Below are 16991 nucleotides of genomic sequence, written 5' to 3' on the forward strand. Positions count from 1 at the left end.
GCCGCGCGTTCCGCGCGGCGCCTTTTTTCTTGTGACACCGTTGCGATGAAGCCAACCGCGCCGCGCCTTGGCGCGGCGCCCGGCCCAACGCTGTAAACCCCCTCGTCAGAGGGGGCTTTCAGGGGCGGGAGCCCTTATGCGTTGACGATGTCCTCGGCCGCGACAAAATCGAGACCCAGCGCAACACCGACCGCTTCATAGGTCAGCTGACCTGCGTGGACGTTCAGACCTGCCAGCAGGTGCGGGTCGTCCTGGCAGGCTTTTTTCCAGCCCTTGTTTGCCAGTGCCAGCATGAACGGCATGGTCGCGTTGCCCAGAGCGATGGTCGAGGTGCGCGCAACCGCGCCCGGCATGTTGGCCACGCAGTAGTGCATGATGCCATCGACCTCATAGATCGGGTCTGCGTGGGTGGTGGCCTTCGAGGTCTCGAAGCAGCCGCCCTGGTCGATGGCGACATCCACCAGAACCGCGCCGGGTTTCATGGTCGACAGCTGTTCGCGGGTGATCAGCTTGGGTGCTGCCGCGCCGGGGATCAGAACCGCGCCGATTACCATGTCGGCATCCTGAATCAGCTCGGCAGTGGCGCCTGCGGTCGAGTACTGGCTTTTGAAAGTGCCGCCGAACACGTCGTCCAGATAGCGCAGGCGTGGCAGCGAGCGGTCCAGAACGGTGACATCCGCGCCCATGCCGGCTGCGATCTTGGCTGCGTGGGTGCCGACGACACCGCCGCCGATCACGATGACCTTGGCCGGACCAACACCCGGAACGCCGCCCATCAGAACACCACGGCCGCCATTGGCCTTTTGCAGAGTCCACGAGCCGACCTGCGGGGCCAGACGGCCCGCAACCTCGGACATCGGCGCCAGCAGCGGCAGGCCGCCACTGCGGTCGGTCACGGTTTCATAGGCGATCGCGGTGCAGCCCGAGGCCAGCAGGTCATGGGTCTGATCCGGATCGGGAGCCAGGTGCAGATAGGTGAACAGCAGCTGACCTTCGCGCAGCATCTTGCGCTCACCCGCCTGCGGTTCCTTGACCTTGACGATCATGTCAGCAGTGGCGAACACTTCTTCTGCGGTGTCGACGATGCTGGCACCCGCCGCTACATAGGCGTCATTGTCAAAGCCCGCGCCCAGACCGGCGCCGGATTGGATGATCACCTCGTGACCACGCGCCACCGCTTCGCCAGCGGCGTTCGGCGTCATGCCGACGCGAAATTCCTGGGGTTTGATTTCCGTTGGGCATCCGATTTTCATGTGAGATCTCCTCCGTTCACAATTTGCACAAATTATGGGCAAACCGCAGTGCAATTTTTGTGAAACCCCACTTGCCAAACGAGAAATATGTGGGAGATTATCCTAACTTCTTTCAATTCTATGCAATGGATGTGCGCAGATGACATTGGACGCGACCGATCGAAAGATTCTGGCGGCGCTACAGCGCAAAGGACGCATGTCCAATGCGGATCTGTCGGAACAGGCAAACCTTTCGCCTTCGGCCTGCCACCGGCGGGTGCAGCGGCTTGAGGCGGACGGCTACATCAAGGACTATGTCGCGTTGCTGGATGCGCGCAAACTGAACGTGCCGACAACCGTCTTCGTCGAGATCACCCTGCAGGGACAGGCCGAGGAGGTTCTGGAGGCTTTCGAGAAAGCCGTTGCGCGCATACCGGATGTTCTGGAATGCCATCTCATGGCAGGCACGGCGGATTACATCCTGAAAGTGGTTGCCGAAAACACCGAGGATTTTGCCCGCATTCACCGGCAATATCTGTCCCGTCTGCCGGGCGTGGCGCAGATGCAAAGCTCGTTCGCGCTGCGGACCGTGTTCAAGACGACCGCATTGCCGGTCTGATGGCTCAGGCCGGGCCGGGATAGGTAAACAGCAGCAGGTGCGCCATGTTGAATCCGAAATGCATCAGCACTGGCACCCATAGACGCCCGGTCGCGAAGTAACCCAGACCACAGGCAAACCCGAGAAGGGCGGCGAAGGCTACCAGCATTACGCCACCCGCCGCATGGGCGAGGCCAAACAGCAGACTGCTCGCCACAATGCCTGCCACGGGTCCAAGCCATGTGGCGATGACGGATTGTAGATAACCGCGAAAAAACGCTTCTTCGGTCAGGCAGGTCATAAACAGATTGGACAGTGCGAATACCAGCCACCACTCGGGCAGGCCGGGTTCGGGATCAACGGCTCCGGACACTACAGCCACGACCAGCAATATGGGCAACAGCCCCAGCCCGGCCAGAAGCGGCGCGATTTTGACGGCATGCCCGGCGCGCAGCATGGCGGGCCAGGCCAGCGCCACCGCGAAAAAGATCATCGGTTTGTCCAGATTGACATACATCGAGAACGGGCGACTCAGGGGGCCTGACTGCACCTGATCGAGTGCCAGCGGGTTGTGCACCCCGGGCAACACATGAAGGGCCAGAGCGATGCTCCACCCGATAAGGGCAAGATGGCCCGCCCAAAGCAGAGCGCCCTTCAGGCGGTACATCTGAGAGGCCCCGAGCAAGCCCGCAAGGATCATCAGCGCAGCGCCCCAGCTCAGCAGCCCCTGTGTCAGAGCCACCGTGCCAAATATCGCAAGCAGAGTGATCGCGATCTTGTGCCTGCCGCTTAGCAGGCTGATCTGGGCCGCAATCAACACCAGCCAGGGCCATAGCACGGGCAACAGGATTACAGCATGGCTCATGGCATCCTCCGATTACGATTGGCCATTGATGCGAATACCCGGACAGGAAAGACAAGTGCCGAAATTCCGGGCATCTTGGCCCAGATCCGGCATCCGTTCGCGTTGCGGCAATTCAAACGCTTGTAACCTGTGAGAGACCGCGCCAAAATCCGGGTTCCGGAGACCTCGCACGCCGTCGCACGTTTATTCAACAGTTGCAGCAGACGGTGACATCCGCCGGTTACACAGCCCAGATATTGTCCGGTCCCGGTGAATTGTAAGGAGCAGACCTTGGCCTACGAAAATGACCGCGCCCCCAAAGACTGGCTGGAAGCTGAGCTGGAAGACTCGCTGGACGAGGATATCGAGATTGAATTCAGTGAACCCATGCTGTCGATGGAAGTCCGCAAGATCTATAAGGATCAGCACCCCGATATGCTGGACCGCCAGGTGTATTTCCGCAACCTTCTGCGCCTGCAGGCCGAACTGATCAAGGTGCAGGACTGGGTTGTGCATACCGGGGCGAAGGTCTGCATCCTGTTCGAAGGTCGCGACAGCGCGGGCAAGGGGGGCGTGATCAAACGGATCACGCAACGCCTGAATCCACGTGTGGCACGTGTGGTGGCCTTGCCCGCTCCAAGCCGCCGGGAACAAAGCCAGTGGTATTTTCAACGCTATGTGCCGCACCTGCCAGCGGCGGGCGAGATCGTGTTCTTTGACCGGTCGTGGTACAACCGCGCCGGTGTCGAGCGGGTAATGGGGTTTGCCAACGAAGATCAGGTCGAGCAGTTCTTTCAGGACGTTCCCGAATTCGAGCGCATGTTGGTACGGTCCGGGATCATCCTGTTGAAATACTGGTTCTCGATCACGGATGAAGAGCAGCAATTGCGATTCCTGATGCGCATCCACGATCCGATGAAACAGTGGAAACTGTCACCGATGGATCTGGAATCCCGTATCCGATGGGAGGCTTATACCAAGGCCAAGGAAGACATGTTCTTCCGCACCAATATCTCAGAGGCGCCATGGTATATTGTCGAAGGCAACGACAAGAAGCGCGAACGCCTGAACTGTATCGAGCATCTGCTGACCAAAATTCCGTATGATGACGTTCCGCAGGAAAAAGTGACGCTGCCTGACCGGCGCTATAACCCGGAATATGAACGGCGCATCCTGCCTGACGATCTTTACGTACCGAAAATCTACTAACAAAAACAGGGCGCTTTAAGCAAAGCGCCCTGTTTTGATTCTGTCTGGCATTGACGAGGTCAGAAGATGAAGTCGCCTCGATCCAGATCCGACAGTGATGTATCCTCAACGACCAGATAGTTGCCCAGCCCATCGCCGATCACGACGTCGTTTCCGGATTCGTATATGTGGTTGTCTGTGAGGTCCCTGAAGCTGGAGATCGCGTCAGTCTTACGCAGATCAATCAGATCCGAACCACCGAAATCGGTGATGCGATCTGTTCCTGTGCTGAAAACAAACTGATCCGCGCTGTTGCCGCCGGTCAGAACATCATTCCCGGATCCGCCCGACAATTTGTCCCGGCCATCGCCACCATTCAGGGTGTCGTCGCCATCTTGGCCCCACAACTTGTCATGTCCAGAAGACCCCGACAACGTATCCGCATCATTGCCGCCTTTAATCCGATCGTCGTGCCTGCCTCCGTAGATCACGTCCTGGCCATCATTTCCGTAGAGCTCGTCTTCGCCGTCGCCACCGTACAGCCGGTCGTTGCCAGCGCCACCTTTGATATTGTCGTGCCCTGAGTTTCCGGACGCTCTGTCATCCCCTTGCCCGGAACGGAGTTTATCATTGCCAGCTTTGCCCGTCAGCGTGTCGTTGCCTTCTGAGCCGTGAAGTTGGTCGGCTTTTGAGGAGCCCGTAAGGATATCGTCTCCATCCCGCCCAACGAGCTTACCTGCGACTCCTTTTCGCAGAACCAGCCAGTCATCACCATCAGTCCCAGTTCTGTCTCCTGAGACAATGATTTCAACCGGATCGTCGCTGGCGGGTGGTTCGGAAGGACTCGGTGGCGGGGGCGTGTCGCCGCCGCTTCCGCCGCCTGAATCGCCCGTATCCAACTGAAGCGGTGCGGACGTGCGGGCGAAATTCTGTGTCACGATGATGGCGTCCCAGCCGTCAAAGTTCCCTGTTTCGATACCGATACCGATGACTGTCACATCCGGATTCAGGATGTTGGCGCGATGGCCGGGGCTGTTCATCAGAGAATCGTGAAGGTTCTGTACATCATCTGACAAGCCTGGCTCGCCCCGTATGCTTTGCCAGGCAATGTTTTCGGCCCAGGTCCAGCTGCCGCTGAACTGAAAACCCGCATCGCGCATGCGGTCCCCCGCGCTGGATCCTCCGGCGCCCGTATGGCTGAAATTGTCGGTTCGCAGCATCCAATCGCTATGATCTTCAGCCGATTCGTTGAGCCGGAGCTCCAGTTGCACAGGATTAAGGCCGCGCGAAGTGCGCTCGGCATTGATCAGTGCAAGCATCTGGCGCTCTAGGTCGCTCGCAATGGACATGAGTGGGTCTCCGGTAGGGTGGTGCTAAGTTGCAGCGACCTTAGTGGCGAAAATTTGGCGACAGAAAGTCACAATTTTGCCTTTAAGCGGCGTTGGCGGTTTGTCACCAATAGTTGATTGTGCTTGTGCAGAAAGCCGCGCATTCACCCGGTTTGCAGCAGGTGAATTGAGTGCATTTGGTTCTGACACCGTGCGGCGATACGGTGGCGCGAGGCAGACTTACTCCGCCTCACGCCCCAGTCAGTGATCAGCCGAAATCGAAATTGCAGTTCATCTCGACGAAGAAGACATTGTCGAAATCATCGGTTGTGTCTTCCACCACGGTTTCGACAATTTCCACCGTATCTTCGACAATATCGTTGCCCAGCATCAGATCGAAGTCATCCATTTCGGGCGTGGAGTCTGCCATTTGCGGTGGGGTCCAGTCGAACTGATCAAGACGAGCCTGCAGCGCGTCCACGAAGGCCTGGATTTCGGCCAGGAACGCCTGAACGTCAAAGTATCCGGGTGCGGGCAAGTCCTCTTCTGTGGTATCGCCCCCGGGCATTTCCGGCATCGGGTCTTCTACTTCGGTGACATCCGCCTCTGGCGCGTCGTCTTCGACGGGGTCTTCGACATCTGTCACATCGGTCTCGGGCGCCTCGGGTTCCGGGTCTTCCACCTCTGCCACCGGAGTCTCGGGCTCGGGTTCTTCCGTTTCGGTCACATCCGTATCCGGGGTCTCGTCCGCAGGCTCTTCGGTCTCGGTCACATCCTCGTTCGGCGTTTCGTCTGCCGGTTCTTCCGTCTCAGTGACGTCGGTGTCCGGGGTTTCCTCCGACGGTTCCTCGGTTTCCGTAACATCCGTATCGGGTGTTTCGACCACCGGTTCTTCGGTCTCGGTGACGTCGGTGTCGGGGGTTTCGGGTTCCGGCGGGGTGACAACCTCTTCCTCTGGCTCGGCAACCTCGTCGATCGGAGGGGTCACGGGCAGGGTGCTGTCGGTGGTATCCAGCATGACCTCAGCCTGAGTGGTGGCAAAGTTCTGGGTGACCATGACCGCATCGAAGCCCTGCATGTCGCCGGATTCGATCCCGATGCCGATATACCGGAAGTCAGGGTTCAGGATATTGGCGCGATGCCCGGGGCTGTTCATCAGGTTCTGGTGTAGCTGAGCCACGTCATCGCTGATGCCGGGCGCGCCGCGCTCCGACTGCCAGGCGATGTTTTCGCCGGTGCGCCAGCGACCTTCCAGATCGAACCCGGCCGCTTGCATGCGCTGGGTCGCGGTCGAACCGCCCTGACCCGTGTGGCTGAAGCGGTCGGTTTCCAGCATCCAGGCGCTGTGGTCTTCGGACGATTCGTTCAGTTGAGTCTCAAGTTGCAGGGGTTCCAGCCCGCGGGATGTGCGCTCTTGGTTGATCAGCGCCAGCATTTCCCGCTCGACCGTGCTTGCTGTCGACATCAGTGCCTCCGTTTTGTTGTGTCTGAGTGGACGGCCTCAGATACCGGGGGCAGGACTGACGTTGATAGAGGAGCAGGCCGGATAGGCGTTTTTCGGCGACGGAATGCAACCACACAGCGATTCGCTGCGCTGTAAAATGCCGACCGGGTGAGGCCCGCGAAAATCGGCGGGTTGTCGCGTTGGTCGTGCCGGGAAATCGGCGGAATCGCCCGCCCTGAAAACGACAAACCCCCGGGCAGGGCCTCGGGGGTCGTCAAATAGTGTCATCCAAAGCTGGACGAGTCGCGGTACGCTCTTAGAGCAGACCTTCGCGCTGGGCTTTCTTGCGTGCCAGTTTACGGGCACGGCGGATCGCTTCAGCTTTCTCGCGCGCTTTTTTCTCGGACGGTTTCTCGAAATGTTGCTTCAGCTTCATTTCACGGAACACGCCTTCGCGCTGCAGCTTTTTCTTCAGGGCACGAAGCGCCTGATCGACGTTATTGTCGCGAACACTAACCTGCATGTGGTTGTCACCACCTTTCTAGATAGAGTTGCAAGGAAATTGCAGGAAGTGGCCGTATAGCAAAGCGCCTCTAACTTGTCTAGTACTGGCCTTGGAACCCGGAGAACCGACATGACCGCCACTTATGAAGACACCAAAGCGCAGCTTCTGAACGCGATTCTGGACCATGTGCCGTTTGACGGCTGGTCGGAAACCAGCTTTTGCGCGGCGATTGCCGATTGCGATCTGGATGCTGGGCTGGCCCGCGCCATCTGCCCGCGCGGTGCTGTCGATCTGGCGCTGGCCTTTCATGCGCGCGGCGACAAGGCAATGCTTGAACGGATCAGGGCCGAGGATCTGAGCGGGCTGAAGTTCCGCGACAAGATCGCCGCCGCGGTGCGGTTCCGCCTGCAGGCGGTGGAAGACAAAGAGGCGGTGCGCCGGGGCGTGACCCTGTTTGCCTTGCCGATCCATGCCGCCGATGGGGCCAAGGCGGTCTGGGGCACCTGCGATCTGATCTGGAACGCTTTGGGCGACAGCTCGGACGATGTGAACTGGTACACCAAACGCGCGACGCTTTCTGGGGTGTATTCCGCGACCCTGCTGTATTGGCTGGGCGATGACAGCTCGGATTATCAGGCGACATGGGAATTCCTGGATCGTCGGATCGAAGGTGTGATGCAGTTCGAAAAGCTCAAGGCGCAGGTGAATGGCAACCCGCTGTTGAAGCCTTTCCTCGCCGTGCCCAACTGGCTGGCGGGGCAGGTGAAGGCACCAGCAAAAATGCCGGAAAATCTGCCCGGTTCGCTGTCCTCGGGAAAATAGCCTCGGCACGCGCACTTGTCGCTGGGCCTCTGCGCGACCGCCTGCTAGGCATTGGGCAAAGGAGAATTGCCCATGACCCAGACGATGCGCGCTGTCGAGATCACTCAGCCGGGTGGCCCGGATGTTCTGCAACTGACCGAACGCCCGATACCGGAACCGGCCGAAGGTCAGGTGGTTCTGAAGGTGGCTTATGCCGGTGTGAACCGCCCGGATGCGTTGCAACGGGCCGGGGCCTATGATCCACCTCCGGGGGCCAGCGATTTGCCCGGGCTGGAAGCCTCGGGCGAGGTCGTTGCGATCGGTTCGGGTGTGGAAGGTCCGGCCGTGGGCGATCAGGTCTGCGCACTGTTGCCCGGCGGCGGCTATGCCGAATACGTTGCCACACCCGCCGCGCATTGCCTGCCGGTGCCTGCGGGCATGGGCCTCAAAGACGCCGCCTGCCTGCCCGAGACCTTCTTTACCGTCTGGTCCAATGTCTTCACCCTTGGTGGCTTGAAACCGGGGGAGCGGTTTCTGGTCCATGGTGGTTCAAGCGGTATCGGTACGACTGCCATTCAATTGGCAAATGCCTTTGGTGCCCGAGTGTTTGCCACGGCGGGCTCGGCTGAAAAATGCGAGGCTTGCGTGAAGTTGGGCGCGGAAAAAGCGATCAATTACCGTGACGAGGATTTCGTGGCCGCGATGCGCGTCGAAGGCGGCGCGAACCTGATCCTCGACATGGTGGGCGGCGACTATATTCCCCGTAACATCAAGGCGCTGGCCGAGGATGGGCGGCTGGTACAGATCGCCTTTTTGCAGGGGCCCAAGGTTGAGGTCAATTTTGCCCTGATGATGGTCAAGCGTCTGACCCTGACCGGCAGCACCCTGCGGCCGCAAAGCGATCTGGCCAAGGCGCGGATTGCGCAGGACCTGCGCGAGGCCGTCTGGCCCCTGCTTGAGGCAGGGAAAGTCGCGCCGGTGATGGATTCCGAGTTCGATCTGGCCGATGCCGCCGCCGCCCATGCGCGGATGGAAAGTTCCGGCCATATCGGCAAGATCGTTCTAAAGGTCGCTGGCTGATCCTGCGTTCGGGCGGTCAGGCGACAGCCCGACGATACAGGTGCCATGTGGCATGGCCGAGAACCGGCATCACCACGATCAGCCCCAGCAGCATCGGCACCGATCCCAGCACCAGCAAGGCGGCCACGATGGCGCCCCATGTCAGGATCACGCGCGGGTTGTGCCGCAATACGCGGACCGAAGTGACAACGGCCACCGGCACGCCCACCTTCTTGTCCAGCAGCAGCGGAAAGCTGACCACGCTCAGCGCCAGTGCGACCAGCGCGAACAGGAACCCCGTGGCGGTTCCGATCAGGATCATCGCCCAGCCCGCGCCTGTGGTGAACACTTCGGTGAGGAAGATCATAAGCGAGGCCGGAGGCTCGGGCCCGAGTGTCTGCGCATAGATCGCCTGCGCGACCATCAGCCAGATCAGTAACAACATGACCAGATAGAACCCCAGCGCCAGAATGGCCCCGAAAGACGGGGATCGAAACACCCCGAACGCGTCCAGCCAGTGGACCTCGCCACCCTGTTCCCGCTTGCGGCTGATTTCATAAAGCCCGACCGCTGCAACCGGTCCGACCAGAGCAAAGCCCGCGATCAGCGGTGCCAGCAACGGTACCATGTCCTTGTTCAGCCCGATCCCGAACATCAAAAGCCCGGCAATCGGGTAGATCAGGACCACGAAAACCGCGTCCGCACGGGTTTCCAGAAAATCCTCGTAACCCGCCCTCAGGCAGGCACGCAGGTCTTGCAGGGTCAGCGTATGTACCACCGGCATTGCGTTGGTGTCCGCACTGCCGATTTCGCTGACCGATTCTGCAACGTGGTCGCTGGTGGCCCGCATCTGACGGGCGACCCAGCTGACAGGGTTACCAATTGTCTTGTCCATCATCATCCCCTCTTTGGCATGGGTGCGCCGCGGGATGTATCCGGTGTGGCGAAGGCTCGTGACCGGATCAGCCGGCAACGTCTTGTGATAGTATAGCACATCTTGCAAAAACTTGCCCGATCACCCTTGCGCGACCGCAAGGATTGCCCTGTCGCGCAGGCGTGTTAGCTTTGTTTCAACAGGCAAGGGAGGCAGTCATGCAGCAAACAGCACGCACCGTGGTCATACACGAAACCGGCGGGTCAGAAGTTCTGCGGGTCGAGGATCGCCCACTGAGTGAACCGGGTCCGGGCGAGGTCCGTATCCGGCATCACGCTTGCGGGTTGAACTTCATCGATGTGTATCAGCGCAGCGGGCTTTATCCGCTGGATTTGCCCCACGCTCTGGGCATGGAAGCTGCGGGTGTGATCGAGGCAGTTGGCGAAGGCGTCACCCATCTTGTACCCGGCCAACGGGCCGCTTATGCGGCCGGACCGCCGGGGGCTTATAGTGAAGCACGCGTGATGCCCGCCGCGCAGGTCTGTCCGCTGCCCGAAAACATCTCGTTCCGGACTGCCGCGGCGATGATGCTGAAGGGTATGACGGTGGAATATCTGTTTCACCGCACCACGCCGTTGCGGCGCGGGGATACGGTGCTGTTTCATGCCGCTGCGGGCGGGGTGGGGCTGATCGCCTGCCAATGGGCGAAATCCGAGGGGATCACCCTGATCGGCACCGCGGGGACCGATGAGAAATGCAGCCTTGCGCAATTCAACGGGGCCGCCCATTGCATCAACTACCGGACCCAGAATTTCGTGCAGCGCGTGGCCGAGATCACAGGCGGCAAGGGCGTGGATGTCGTGATGGACTCGATCGGCGCGGATACGTTCGAAGGGTCGCTGAATTGCCTGAAACCGCTGGGCATGATGGTTTCGTTTGGCAATGCCTCGGGGCCGGTTCCGCCTTTTGATCTGGGGATGCTGGCCCAGCGGGGATCACTGAAGATCACTCGTCCGACGCTGTTCACCCATATTGCCGATCATGCGGTCTGTCAGGCGATGGCGCGGCGGCTGTTTGGCAAGGTGGAAGGGCGTGAGGTCAAAATCCATGTCGACCAGCATTTCCCACTGGATCAGGTGGCCGAGGCCCATCGCGCCCTTGAGGCGCGTCAGACCACCGGCAGTACGATACTGGAGCCTTAAAAGGCTGAGCCCGGCAGCCGCGCCGGGCTCGATAGGCTGACCTCAGAACCGGTAGGCCACGCGCAGTTGGAACGTGGTGGCGTCCACATCCACTCCGTTTGAATTGAAATCGTCGAACTCGTGATACAGCAGCTCTCCGCCGACGCTGATATTGGGCGCCACGATCTGTTCATAACCTGCGCCGATGAACCAGCCGTTGTCACTGCCCAGCGTATCGGTATCCGCGTCTGCATAGCCTGCGGTCCCGTACAGTAACCCTTGCGGGTTCACCTTGTAACCGGCGCGCGCCTTGATGCGCCAGACGCTCTCGACCGTGGCGGCACCCGAAAGGTCCACATCGGTCCAGTCATAGTCGAATCCGCCCCCGACAACCCAGTCGCCCAGGTCATAATCATAACCCAGAATGATACCACCGATCACGCCGTCCCCGTCGACGCCGGACAGGTCGGTGTCGATATCGGCATAGCCCAGCTGGGCACCGCCATAAAACCCGGTCCAGTTGCCCGAGGCTTGCGCCATCGCCGATCCTGCCGCCAAGGTCGCGACAGTCGTGAACACTACCAGTTTAGCTGTCATCTTATTAGTCCTTTCGCTCAAGGTCCGGCCGCGGCGGGTCAGCCGCGCGGCCATATACCGACAGATACGACCCGGCCTTTGGACCGGATCATCACGTAATCATCTATTCCGAACTGAATGCGCGCAGACTGATGTGCCAGATGCCGCTGGCCCGTTGAAACCGGACACTTATCTGCTGTTTCAGATAGGTCCTGCGCTGAGGTCTTCAAACGGCAAACGGCGGCGGATGCGATCCGCCGCCGAAGCGCAGTAGTCTATGAGCGGTTTACTGCTCTTGCAGTTCCGCAGGGGTCTTGCTTGCGATTTCTTTCCAGTTGGCGTCAGCGCGTTCGTTGAAGCCCGGGATGTCGCCTTCCCAGCGTTCCTGAATGTCGGCCGACAGGTTCAGGTACAGCTTGTCGTCAACGATTTTCCAGTAGTTCGGGTCACCGTCGAACTTGAAGCCCATCGCGGTGCCGAAGGCGCAGTAGCCGCCATATGCGGGCAGGTATGCCTCTGGGTTCGCTTCGAAGGCTGCTTTGTTTTCTTCCGAAGCAAAGCGGTACAGTGCTTCATTGTGCAGCGCGGTGATCTTGTAGCTGCCTTTGGTGGCTTCGCCGACGGTGAAGTAGGCAACCGGGTCATAGCCCTGCAGCGCCAGACCGGTCGAGCTTGCGTTCAGTTCAACGCCAGCGGCCAGAGCGGTGCTTGCGACGGCAACGGACAGTGCGACACCGCCGATGAGGGATTTGAACTTGTTCATTGTGTTCACCTTTCGTGAATAGGCTCGCGTTCGAGCAACTCAATTTTGCTCCGGCGAACCGGATTTGTTTTTGCGAAGCCGGTAATTGGCTGTCACAGCACCCAATTGGGCAGTGCTCTGTTCACGTTCAAAGCAATCAATTGTGATTGTGCGCGCGCGAATAGAACCTGTTCATTCGCGCACGTCAGGGACCAGGGCCAGAACGAAGGCGGTCACCTTTTCGGCGGGCATCTCACAGGGGCGCAGCAGGGGGCCGCTGCGCTGTGTCAGATAGAGGTTCAGGCTGATATAGTCCGGCCCGCCAAGCTGATGCGCGACCAGTTTATGCGACTTTCCGCCCGCCATGATCTGATGCGACACCACATAACGCCGCTGCTCGGCGGTGCCCGTAAAGGTGCCCGCAGGCAGATGGGCCAGCGCGTTTGCGACGCGATCCGAGAGGGTCACGATTTTCCGATTTTGGGTTCGGTCCCGGCTTTGATCCGGGCCAGATTGGCGCTGTGCCGCCAGTAGATCAGCAGGGTCAGCACGATCCCGAGTATGAAAGTGCTGCCATCGGTCAGCAGCATAATCCATGCCGTGGACAATGCCGCTGCGGCCAGGGCACCAACAGATGAAATGCGCCAGATTGCGACGGCCACCAGCCAGGTTGCGCAGCAGGCAAGACCAACGCGCCAGTCCAGTGCCAGCCAGAGCCCGATGAACGTGGCGACGCCCTTGCCGCCCCTGAACCCCAGCCAGACCGGAAAGCAATGGCCGATGAAGGCGGTCAAAGCGGCGATCTGTGCCGCGTCCTCTCCGGCCAGCGCCCGTGCCAGCAACACTGCGACGGCCCCCTTTGCCGCATCCAGCAGCAGGGTCAGCGCCGCCGCTGCCTTGTTGCCGGTCCGCAGCACATTGGTTGCGCCGATATTGCCCGACCCGATATTGCGCAGATTGCCCAGCCCCATCACCCGGGCAATGACCATGCCAAACGGGATCGATCCCATGAGATAACCCAGAGCCGCCCACAGGATCAGTTGGGTCATGGTGCTGTCGATGAAGGGCATCAGGCTCTCCGGTAGATTTCTTTTCCGGCCACGTAGGTTGCGGTGACCTTACCCTGCATCCGCTGCCCGTCAAACGGTGTGTTCTGCGATTTCGATTTCAGGGCAAACCGGTCCAGCACAAAGGGCACATCCGGGTCGAACAGCACAAGATCGGCAGGCGCGCCCTCGGCCAGTCGGCCACTTTCCAGACCCAGCCGTTTCGCCGGGTTCAGCGCCATGGCGCGGAACAGGGTCGGCAGGTCAAGCTGTTCGGAATGATACAGCCGCAGCGCCGCGGGCAGCAGCGTTTCCAGCGCCACCGCGCCCGAGGCCGCCTCTTCGAACGGCAGGCGCTTGCTTTCCTCGTCCTGCGGGGTGTGCATCGAACTGATTATGTCGATCAGCCCGGTCCGCACAGCCTCGATCACGGCCTGCCGGTCATCCTCGGACCGTAGCGGCGGCTTGACCTTGAAGAAGGTGCGATAGTCGGCCACGTCCAGCTCATTCAGCGTCAGATGATGGATCGAGGTTCCGGCTGTGATGTCCAGACCGTTGCGCTTGGCACGCTCCAGCGCCGGCAGGGCGCGGGCGGTTGTGATCTGGTCTGCGTGATAGGCGGCCCCGGTCATTTCCAGCAGCGCAATGTCCCGGTCCAGACCCATCCGTTCCGCCATGGGTGAGACTGCAGGTAGCCCGCGCAGCGCGGCGAACTTGCCGCTGGTGGCGGCGGCCCCGGCGCTCAGCCCCGGTTCCTGCGGATGCGCAATCACCAGTGCGCCGCAGGACTTCGCATAGGTCAGGGCGCGGGATAACACCTTGGTATTGGTGACGACGTGGTCGCAATCGGTGAACGCCACGGCGCCTGCGTCCTGCAGGAACCCGATCTCGGTCATTTCACGCCCTTCGCGCCCCTTGGTCAGAGCAGCCATCGGTAACACGTTGACCGGCGCATCCGCCTGCGCACGCCGGGTCGCGAATTCCAGCGTTTCGGGCGTATCGACCGAGGGCAGCGTATCGGGGCGGGTGACGATGGTGGTGACCCCCCCGGCGGCTGCCGCAAGACCCGCTGATTTGTAGCTTTCCTTATGCCGCTCGCCGGGTTCGCAGACCTTGACGCCGATATCGACGATGCCTGGGGCCAGACAGTGCCCACCGCAATCAATGACCTGCGCGTCTGAGGACGGGGCTTCGCCGTCGCCGCGCGCCGCGATCCGGCCATCGGAGATTTGCAGCCAGCCCGTGCTGTCCGTGCCTGCCTCGGGGTCGATCAGGCGGGCATTGGTGAAAACTACAGAAGTCATGTCGAGGCCTCTCGGGCTTGGGTCAACGCCTTCAATGCGGCATCGGTATCGGATAGATGGTCAAACGAAAAAAGCGGGTGGCGGCTAAACGCGATCGCCCGGCGTGATTTTGAGAAATTCAGGAAAGGGCTGATTTTCAGATGTTTTGACCTGACTGATTTGTTGAACTCCCAAGCTTTGCTTGTGGTTACAACATATACACGTTGAGACCGGAGAAATCTGTCTGCCCAAAGGAAAAACACATATCCAACAGTGCAGAACAGAATTTTCCAGAAATCCTGAGGCGCCTCAATAATCCAGGGGCTGATGATCCAGACGATCAACAAAAGCGCAATCCCGGCCTTGTAGAGCAGAGCAAGACGAGGCGGAAAATACCCCTGATCAGATTGCCCGACCCACAAAACCTCTTCGGTTTCGGGTATGTTCCTGCGCCACCATTCCCCACTCATCCGATGACCCTTTCGATCGCGGCTTTGGCGGCGGCGGGGTTCGCCTGGTATTTGATCAGGTGTTTGTCACCGCTTTTGGTGACGATCTGGACAAAGCTGCCCATGATGTTGACGGATTGAATCTGGTTCAGCGCCACCTTGTGCGGACCGGGGCCAGAGAGGGTGGTGTCGGTCATTTCCCACGTTGCGGTTAGCTCTTCCGAGGCCAGATACCATGCGCGAATGCCGACAGCGGCCAGACCGGCAGGTGCGCCGGTCCAGACATAAGGATTGCCGATCAGCCAGAGCACCACCATCGCGCCTGCCATCGCAAAAGCGGCCAGCCAGGTATTGGTGCGAATATAGGACCCCTTGTCGGGGGTAAAAGTCACAGGATCAGCCACAGGGCACCTCCGACGGCGATCAGGATCAGCAGGGCAACCACGAATGAACCGATGCGGCGCGGTTGGTCTCCGACCAATGGGATCTGTTGGGCCGAGAACGGTTTGGCGCTGTCGGTCTCGATTGTGCCGCCAGTCCAGTTTGTGGCCTCTTCGGTGAACAGGCCGATCAGGCGCAGGCGCGGATCAAGCGACAGGGTTGCCGGTCGGCCACCAAACGCGGCGCTGCGCACGACCATCACCCAGCCGTCAACGGCCTCAAGCGTGGTGCGATCCAGTTGGTCCTCGGAGACACCGCAGCCTTCACTCAGATAGCCATAAAGCCCGAGGTCTTCGAGGTCGACCACAGGGAAGATGTCGATCTGCTCGGGGTCCAGCCCCTTAACGCCCAGCACCTGATCAGCGGCGCCCGGCTCGCGCAGGAAATTCGCCTCTTCCGGGCGCATGTCCAGCGCGAACAGGCGGATCACGCCGCGTTCATGGGGGGCGATGGTCAGGTCGCTCATGCGGGCTCTTGCAGGTTGCGCGCCAGCAGGTCCATGGCGGCCATGCGGACGGCAACGCCCATCTCGACCTGTTCCTGAATGACCGACCGGTTGATGTCGTCGGCCAGCGTGCCGTCGATCTCGACCCCGCGGTTCATCGGGCCGGGGTGCATGACGATGGCGTCCGGCTTGGCCAGCGCCAGCTTTTCGGCATTCAGCCCATAGCGGTGATAATATTCACGTTCGGAGGGGATGAACCCGCCGTCCATCCGCTCGCGCTGAAGGCGCAGCATCATCACGACGTCGACGTCCTTAAGACCCTCGTTCATGTCGTCATAAATCTCGGCCCCGAATTCGGCGAACTGAGACGGCACCAGCGTCGGCGGGCCGATCAGCCGGATGCGGTTTTCCATCTTGCCCAGCAGGATCAGGTTCGACCGCGCCACGCGCGAATGTGCCACGTCTCCGCAGATCGCGATGTTCAGGCGGTGCAGGCGGCCCTTGGCACGGCGAATGGTCAACGCGTCCAGCAGCGCCTGAGTCGGATGCTCATGCCGTCCGTCGCCCGCGTTCAGCACGGCACAGTTCACCTTCTGCGCCAGCAGATCCACCGCGCCGGAATGCGGATGGCGTACCACCAGCAGATCGGGATGCATCGCGTTCAGCGTCAGCGCCGTGTCGACCAGCGTCTCGCCTTTTTTGATCGAACTGGCCTGCATCGCCATGTTCATCACATCCGCACCCAGCCGCTTGCCTGCAATCTCGAAACTGGCCTGCGTGCGGGTCGAGTTTTCAAAGAACATGTTGATCTGCGTCAGCCCTGACAGCACGTCCGAATGCTTGGCCGATTGCCGGTTCAGGTCGACATATGTCTCGGCCAGATCAAGAATGGCGGTGATATCGGATTGCGACAGATGCTCGATGCCAAGAAGATGACGATGGGCGAAACGCATGG

General features: G+C 60.4%; 19 protein-coding genes. 5 read left to right on the forward strand and 14 right to left on the reverse strand.

From position 1 onward, the window contains the following. Positions 1-134: 134 nt before the first annotated feature. A complete protein-coding gene (gene ald / locus ACR0K9_RS14510) occupies positions 135-1253 on the reverse strand; it encodes an alanine dehydrogenase (RefSeq protein ID WP_480824205.1) in 1119 nt (372 codons plus the stop codon). A 139-nt stretch (positions 1254-1392) separates the two neighbouring features. Between ald and ACR0K9_RS14515 the strand changes: the two genes are divergently transcribed. Then, on the forward strand, positions 1393-1851 hold the full coding sequence (locus ACR0K9_RS14515) for an Lrp/AsnC family transcriptional regulator (protein WP_480533410.1): 459 nt from the start codon (positions 1393-1395) through the stop codon (positions 1849-1851). Between the two features lie 4 nt (positions 1852-1855). Here ACR0K9_RS14515 and ACR0K9_RS14520 read toward each other — a convergent pair whose 3' ends face one another. Then, positions 1856-2695 carry a CPBP family intramembrane glutamic endopeptidase gene (locus ACR0K9_RS14520; protein WP_480824207.1) on the reverse strand — a complete coding sequence of 280 codons (840 nt, stop codon included), beginning with the start codon at positions 2693-2695 and terminating at the stop codon, positions 1856-1858. Positions 2696-2965: 270 nt separating this feature from the next. Here ACR0K9_RS14520 and ppk2 point away from each other — a divergent pair, with 270 nt between their 5' ends. Then, positions 2966-3883 carry a polyphosphate kinase 2 gene (ppk2, locus tag ACR0K9_RS14525; protein ID WP_480533406.1) on the forward strand — a complete coding sequence of 306 codons (918 nt, stop codon included), beginning with the start codon at positions 2966-2968 and terminating at the stop codon, positions 3881-3883. 59 nt (positions 3884-3942) lie between these two features. Here ppk2 and ACR0K9_RS14530 read toward each other — a convergent pair whose 3' ends face one another. The 3 genes from ACR0K9_RS14530 to rpsU all read right to left on the reverse strand — a co-directional run bounded on the left by ACR0K9_RS14530 (position 3943) and on the right by rpsU (position 7157). Continuing rightward, positions 3943-5211 carry a CAP domain-containing protein gene (locus ACR0K9_RS14530; protein ID WP_480824209.1) on the reverse strand — a complete coding sequence of 423 codons (1269 nt, stop codon included), beginning with the start codon at positions 5209-5211 and terminating at the stop codon, positions 3943-3945. Positions 5212-5458: 247 nt separating this feature from the next. Next, entirely contained in the window at positions 5459-6655 is a 1197-nt protein-coding gene (locus ACR0K9_RS14535; protein ID WP_480824211.1) for a CAP domain-containing protein, read from the reverse strand. A 295-nt stretch (positions 6656-6950) separates the two neighbouring features. After that, on the reverse strand, positions 6951-7157 hold the full coding sequence (gene rpsU, locus ACR0K9_RS14540; RefSeq protein WP_005614280.1) for a 30S ribosomal protein S21: 207 nt from the start codon (positions 7155-7157) through the stop codon (positions 6951-6953). Positions 7158-7268: 111 nt separating this feature from the next. Between rpsU and ACR0K9_RS14545 the strand changes: the two genes are divergently transcribed. Continuing rightward, complete coding sequence (locus tag ACR0K9_RS14545) at positions 7269-7961, forward strand: COQ9 family protein (RefSeq protein ID WP_480824213.1); 693 nt, start codon at positions 7269-7271, stop codon at positions 7959-7961. Between the two features lie 72 nt (positions 7962-8033). Then, positions 8034-9020, forward strand: a complete 987-nt coding sequence (locus ACR0K9_RS14550; RefSeq protein WP_480824215.1) for an NAD(P)H-quinone oxidoreductase — start codon at positions 8034-8036, stop codon at positions 9018-9020. 16 nt (positions 9021-9036) lie between these two features. Here the strand turns inward: ACR0K9_RS14550 and ACR0K9_RS14555 are convergent, their stop codons facing one another. After that, a complete protein-coding gene (locus tag ACR0K9_RS14555; RefSeq protein ID WP_480824217.1) occupies positions 9037-9894 on the reverse strand; it encodes a DUF2189 domain-containing protein in 858 nt (285 codons plus the stop codon). 197 nt (positions 9895-10091) lie between these two features. Here ACR0K9_RS14555 and ACR0K9_RS14560 point away from each other — a divergent pair, with 197 nt between their 5' ends. Further along, positions 10092-11075, forward strand: a complete 984-nt coding sequence (locus ACR0K9_RS14560) for a quinone oxidoreductase family protein (RefSeq protein ID WP_480824219.1) — start codon at positions 10092-10094, stop codon at positions 11073-11075. A gap of 42 nt (positions 11076-11117) precedes the next feature. Here ACR0K9_RS14560 and ACR0K9_RS14565 read toward each other — a convergent pair whose 3' ends face one another. The 8 genes from ACR0K9_RS14565 to ACR0K9_RS14600 form a co-directional block, all read right to left on the reverse strand. Then, a complete protein-coding gene (locus tag ACR0K9_RS14565; protein ID WP_480824221.1) occupies positions 11118-11651 on the reverse strand; it encodes an outer membrane protein in 534 nt (177 codons plus the stop codon). A 265-nt stretch (positions 11652-11916) separates the two neighbouring features. Then, a complete protein-coding gene (locus ACR0K9_RS14570) occupies positions 11917-12393 on the reverse strand; it encodes a YHS domain-containing (seleno)protein (RefSeq protein ID WP_480824223.1) in 477 nt (158 codons plus the stop codon). A gap of 171 nt (positions 12394-12564) precedes the next feature. Further along, positions 12565-12840, reverse strand: a complete 276-nt coding sequence (locus ACR0K9_RS14575; RefSeq protein WP_480824225.1) for a hypothetical protein — start codon at positions 12838-12840, stop codon at positions 12565-12567. Next, on the reverse strand, positions 12837-13442 hold the full coding sequence (plsY, locus tag ACR0K9_RS14580) for a glycerol-3-phosphate 1-O-acyltransferase PlsY (RefSeq protein WP_480824227.1): 606 nt from the start codon (positions 13440-13442) through the stop codon (positions 12837-12839). The genes ACR0K9_RS14575 and plsY overlap by 4 nt, the downstream gene beginning before the upstream one ends. Beyond that, positions 13442-14722 (reverse strand): dihydroorotase, encoded by a 1281-nt coding sequence (gene pyrC, locus ACR0K9_RS14585; protein WP_480824229.1) that lies wholly within the window; start codon positions 14720-14722, stop codon positions 13442-13444. Before pyrC ends, plsY begins: the two co-directional genes overlap by 1 nt. Positions 14723-15167: 445 nt before the next feature. Further along, the gene (locus tag ACR0K9_RS14590) at positions 15168-15554 is read right to left on the reverse strand and encodes a hypothetical protein (RefSeq protein ID WP_480824231.1); all 387 of its coding nucleotides are present in this window, start codon (positions 15552-15554) and stop codon (positions 15168-15170) included. Continuing rightward, entirely contained in the window at positions 15539-16057 is a 519-nt protein-coding gene (locus ACR0K9_RS14595; RefSeq protein ID WP_480824233.1) for a hypothetical protein, read from the reverse strand. The genes ACR0K9_RS14590 and ACR0K9_RS14595 overlap by 16 nt, the downstream gene beginning before the upstream one ends. Continuing rightward, entirely contained in the window at positions 16054-16989 is a 936-nt protein-coding gene (locus tag ACR0K9_RS14600) for an aspartate carbamoyltransferase catalytic subunit (RefSeq protein ID WP_480824235.1), read from the reverse strand. Before ACR0K9_RS14600 ends, ACR0K9_RS14595 begins: the two co-directional genes overlap by 4 nt. Positions 16990-16991: the final 2 nt, after the last annotated feature.

This window comes from Ruegeria sp. L12, assembly GCF_056531745.1.

Bases quoted from the DNA above. Each gene is read 5' to 3' on its own strand.
- ACR0K9_RS14565 (WP_480824221.1), bottom strand. From the start codon at position 11,651: ATGACAGCTAAACTGGTAGTGTTCACGACTGTCGCGACCTTGGCGGCA.
- ACR0K9_RS14555 (WP_480824217.1), bottom strand. From the start codon at position 9,894: ATGGACAAGACAATTGGTAACCCTGTCAGCTGGGTCGCCCGTCAGATG.
- ACR0K9_RS14600 (WP_480824235.1), bottom strand. From the start codon at position 16,989: ATGCGTTTCGCCCATCGTCATCTTCTTGGCATCGAGCATCTGTCGCAA.
- pyrC (WP_480824229.1), bottom strand. From the start codon at position 14,722: ATGACTTCTGTAGTTTTCACCAATGCCCGCCTGATCGACCCCGAGGCA.
- ACR0K9_RS14530 (WP_480824209.1), bottom strand. From the start codon at position 5,211: ATGTCCATTGCGAGCGACCTAGAGCGCCAGATGCTTGCACTGATCAAT.
- plsY (WP_480824227.1), bottom strand. From the start codon at position 13,442: ATGCCCTTCATCGACAGCACCATGACCCAACTGATCCTGTGGGCGGCT.
- ACR0K9_RS14520 (WP_480824207.1), bottom strand. From the start codon at position 2,695: ATGAGCCATGCTGTAATCCTGTTGCCCGTGCTATGGCCCTGGCTGGTG.
- ACR0K9_RS14550 (WP_480824215.1), top strand. From the start codon at position 8,034: ATGACCCAGACGATGCGCGCTGTCGAGATCACTCAGCCGGGTGGCCCG.
- ald (WP_480824205.1), bottom strand. From the start codon at position 1,253: ATGAAAATCGGATGCCCAACGGAAATCAAACCCCAGGAATTTCGCGTC.
- ACR0K9_RS14515 (WP_480533410.1), top strand. From the start codon at position 1,393: ATGACATTGGACGCGACCGATCGAAAGATTCTGGCGGCGCTACAGCGC.
- ACR0K9_RS14545 (WP_480824213.1), top strand. From the start codon at position 7,269: ATGACCGCCACTTATGAAGACACCAAAGCGCAGCTTCTGAACGCGATT.
- rpsU (WP_005614280.1), bottom strand. From the start codon at position 7,157: ATGCAGGTTAGTGTTCGCGACAATAACGTCGATCAGGCGCTTCGTGCC.
- ACR0K9_RS14560 (WP_480824219.1), top strand. From the start codon at position 10,092: ATGCAGCAAACAGCACGCACCGTGGTCATACACGAAACCGGCGGGTCA.
- ACR0K9_RS14570 (WP_480824223.1), bottom strand. From the start codon at position 12,393: ATGAACAAGTTCAAATCCCTCATCGGCGGTGTCGCACTGTCCGTTGCC.
- ACR0K9_RS14595 (WP_480824233.1), bottom strand. From the start codon at position 16,057: ATGAGCGACCTGACCATCGCCCCCCATGAACGCGGCGTGATCCGCCTG.
- ACR0K9_RS14535 (WP_480824211.1), bottom strand. From the start codon at position 6,655: ATGTCGACAGCAAGCACGGTCGAGCGGGAAATGCTGGCGCTGATCAAC.